General features: G+C 58.3%; 4 protein-coding genes. All 4 read left to right on the top strand.

Annotated features, from left to right (window positions below; genetic code table 11):
- Positions 1 to 756, top strand: a 756-nt coding sequence (locus PFH44_RS25925; RefSeq protein WP_283826608.1) for an ABC transporter permease, incomplete at its 5' end; no start/stop codon positions are given.
- Between the two features lies 1 nt (position 757).
- Complete coding sequence (locus PFH44_RS25920) at positions 758 to 1,837, top strand: ABC transporter ATP-binding protein (RefSeq protein ID WP_045858279.1); 1,080 nt, start codon at positions 758 to 760, stop codon at positions 1,835 to 1,837.
- 27 nt (positions 1,838 to 1,864) lie between these two features.
- On the top strand, positions 1,865 to 2,968 hold the full coding sequence (locus PFH44_RS25915; RefSeq protein WP_283826607.1) for an ABC transporter substrate-binding protein: 1,104 nt from the start codon (positions 1,865 to 1,867) through the stop codon (positions 2,966 to 2,968).
- Positions 2,969 to 3,022: 54 nt separating this feature from the next.
- Positions 3,023 to 3,655, top strand: a 633-nt coding sequence (locus tag PFH44_RS25910) for an inositol monophosphatase family protein (protein WP_283826606.1), incomplete at its 3' end; no start/stop codon positions are given.

The following is a 3,655-nucleotide window of genomic DNA, read 5'->3' as shown; positions in this document are numbered from 1 at the left end:
ACGATAATGACGCTTCCCGGCCGCTTTACCGCCGATAACTTCACCCTCGCCTACTGGATTGGTCATGACCTCGATACCGTGGCCCTGCGTAACGGCATTCTGCTCACGGCCGAGTTCTGGCACACGGTATGGAATACGCTGCTGATCGTCGGCTCGGCGTCCATCGTCTGCGGTATTCTCGGCCTGCTGGTTGGCTACGCGGTGATGCGCTGCCACTTCCGCTGGCTCTCTTCCTTCCTGCGCCAGCTGACATTTTTGCCCTACCTTGTGCCGGGCATCGCCTTTGCCGCCGCGTTTCTGTCTCTGTTTGCGGTCGCTCGCGGGCCGGTTCCGGCGCTGTACGGCACGCCGCTGCTGCTGGTACTAGCGCTGATTGCGGAAAAAATGCCGTACGCCAGCCGCTCCGGTATTGCCGCGATGACCCAGCTAGGTAAAGAAGCCGAGGAAGCCGCGCGCATTGCCGGCGCTGGATGGTTCACCCGTATCCGCCGCATTGTTATTCCTATTCAGGCCGCACCGCTGGCAACAGGAATCCTGCTGCCGTTTATCTCGGGCATCAAGGGCGTCAGCCTGTTCGTCATCCTCGCGACTCCCGCAACGGATGTCCTGACCACCTGGTCCTTGCGCCTGATTGACTACAACTACCAGCAGGCGGCCAATGCCGTGGTGCTGATGATCGCACTGATTTCATGGGCTGGCACATTGATGATCCAAAAGATCACCGGTACCGGTCTTGCAGAGGGTCTGGAGAAATAAAATGCCGACGATTCACTTAAATAATCTGACAAAAACCTATCCGGGCAGCGATACCCCGGCGGTAAACAATATCAACCTGACGGTAAAAGACGGCGAATTTATGTGCCTGCTGGGACCCTCCGGCTGCGGAAAAACCACGATCCTGCGCATGATTGCCGGCATCGAGCACGCCTGCGGCGGCGAGATTGCTATCGGCGATAGGATCGTTGACTCAATAGCCCACGGCATCTACGTCCCGCCGGAAAAACGCGGGATTGGCCTGGTCTTTCAGAGCTATGCGCTCTGGCCGCACATGACCGTGGAGCAGAACGTTGATTTTGGCCTGCGTTTGCAGAAAATCGCCGCTAAAGAGCGTATCGCCCGCTGTCAGGACGTGATGGAGAAATTGCGTATCGCTGATTACGCCAAACGCTATCCGGCACAGCTCTCCGGCGGCCAGCAGCAGCGCGTCGCCCTCGCCCGCATGCTGGCGGTTAATCCCGGCGTACTGCTGCTGGACGAACCGCTTTCCAACCTGGACGCCGCGCTGCGCCTGGAGATGCGCGCCGAGCTGCGCCGTCTACATGAAACCTTTGGCACCACCATCGTTTTTGTCAGCCACGATCAGTGGGAAGCCATGACCCTGGCGACCACCATTGCGGTGATGAGCGCCGGCCATATGCAGCAGGTCGGTACGCCGGATGAGATTTACGCGACGCCGGCGAACCGCTTTGTGGCCGAGTTTATCGGAACGCCACGCCTGAATATGATCCCACTCCATCAGCCATCCAGCGGGCTGGCGCAGCATCTACAGCAGCGCTTCACCCTGCATGAACAAACCCGGCACTGCGGCATTCGTCCGGAAGAGATCGTTCTCAGCCAGGAACCGGATAACAACGGTATCCCGATGACCATCGATAACATTATGCCTACCGGCGGAAGCTGGGTGATTGAACTGATTGCCGGGCAGGATCGTCTGTTCCATTCCACGCAGCTGCGCCCGCGCTGGCAGGTTAGCCAGCAGGTTCACTGCCAGCTCCCGACCGCCTCTCTGCACTTCTTTAATAGCAACGGGCTGCGTCACGATTTCTCCATGAATTAACCGCATACTGACTTTTGAGGAACTACCATGAAGCATAATCTGGCCGCCATCTCGATTGCCGCCACGCTATTAAGCAGCCACCACGCCCAGGCTGAAACCTTCGATTTGCAGGCGCTGATCGCCGCAGCAAAGCAGGAGCAGCCGATGACGGTTTACGCCTCAACCGGTAAGATCGTGCAGCAGGCGAAGGCCTTCAGCGAAAAATATGGGCTAAAGGCCAGCGGCGTAAAAGCCGATGCCCCGCAGATTATTGAAATTATGAGCCGGGAGGCGCAGGCCAAAAACGTGCGGACCGACGTTGCCATCATTGAGGATGCCCCTGCGGGAACGGTTCAGTTGCTGAATAAAGGCTATGTGCAAAGCTGGGTGCCGGACGATCTCAAAGGCAGCATTGCCGCCCGCAGCCAAAATCCGCTGACCATCGTGTTAGCCCCCAACGTGTTCGCCTATAACACCGAACGTCACGCCACCTGCCCGATTACCAACCTCTGGCAACTGACGGAACCGAAATGGCGCGGACGCGTGGCAATGCAGGACCCGACGGGCAAACCGGCTTACACCGACTGGTTCAGCCAGATGGAAACCCACTACGACCAGCAGATTCGTGACGCCTATCAGCAGGAGTTCGGCAAGCCGCTACAAACCGATGAAAAATCTGCCACGGCAGCCTTTGTCAAAGCGCTGGCGGGCAACGGCGTACTGCTGACTCATTCAGATAACGACGCCGCTTCCGCCATCGGCGCGCCGGACAGTAAAACCGACTTTGTCGGCCTGGTGTCCACAGCCAAATTCCGCGACAACAAGCAGGGCATGAAGCTGGGCCTATGTAATGGGCTGAAACCGTTCATCGGCTGGAATTACCCGAGCCTCGGCGTGGTTGCCACCGGCAGCAAAAGCCCGAATAGCGCGAAGCTGTTTATCCACTACCTGATGAGCGCCGACGGGATCGCGCCGCAGGGCATAGACGGCAAAATGTCCACCAACCAGCAGGTAAAACTGCCGGCCGATGAGGCATCCGGCATTGAAAAATATCGCGGCGAACTGATGGTGTACCTGACCACCACGGTACAAGAAGACTGGGATAGCCGCCAGGACTGGCAGGATCTCTGGAGCCTGAACTACAAGAAATAGGTTCAGACAACATAACCGGGCAACACCTCATTCATTTATAACGGGCAGCACACCTTGACCACTATTGATATTGAACAGCGCGAAGCGACTCTCAAACGTATTATCGTCGAAGCCGGAGATACCGCCCTGCGCTTCTTCCAGACCCGCAAAGCGGGCGAATATGAACTGAAGGGTCATCAGGATATCCTGACCGAGGCGGACACCTTCGTTGAAGCACTGATTTCAGGTGCTATTAACGAAGCCTTCCCTCAAGATTTGATCCTCGGCGAAGAGACCGCCAGCCAGCCCGCCAGCGCGGAGAGTTTGTGGGTGGTAGATCCGATCGACGGCACCGCCAACTTTGCCCGCGGTATTGCCCATTTTTGCGTGTGCATCGCCTGGGTTCGCCACGGCATCACCGAGCTGGGCGCTATTTATAACCCGGTAAGCCAGGAACTCTACCTGGCTCGCCGCGGCCATTATGCGCTGAAAAACGGCCAGCCGCTGCGCTGTAGCGCCATTACCGACGCGCAGCGGGCTTGCGTGGAGCTGGGCTGGTCTTCTCGCCACAGCCAGCGCCACTACCTGGACGTCATGGCTGCGATGCTTAATCTTGGTGCCAGCGTGCGCCGCGGCGGTTCCGGCGCGCTGGCGCTTGCCTGGGTAGCCGAAGGCCGCACCGACGGCTACGCCGAAATTCCTATGAAC

Origin of the sequence: Klebsiella sp. Ech2A (assembly GCF_030078455.1) — a bacterium.
Lineage (GTDB): Bacteria > Pseudomonadota > Gammaproteobacteria > Enterobacterales > Enterobacteriaceae > Klebsiella > Klebsiella terrigena.
The sequence above is the reverse complement of the archived record's forward strand: the minus strand, read 5'-3'. Positions and strand labels throughout refer to the sequence as shown.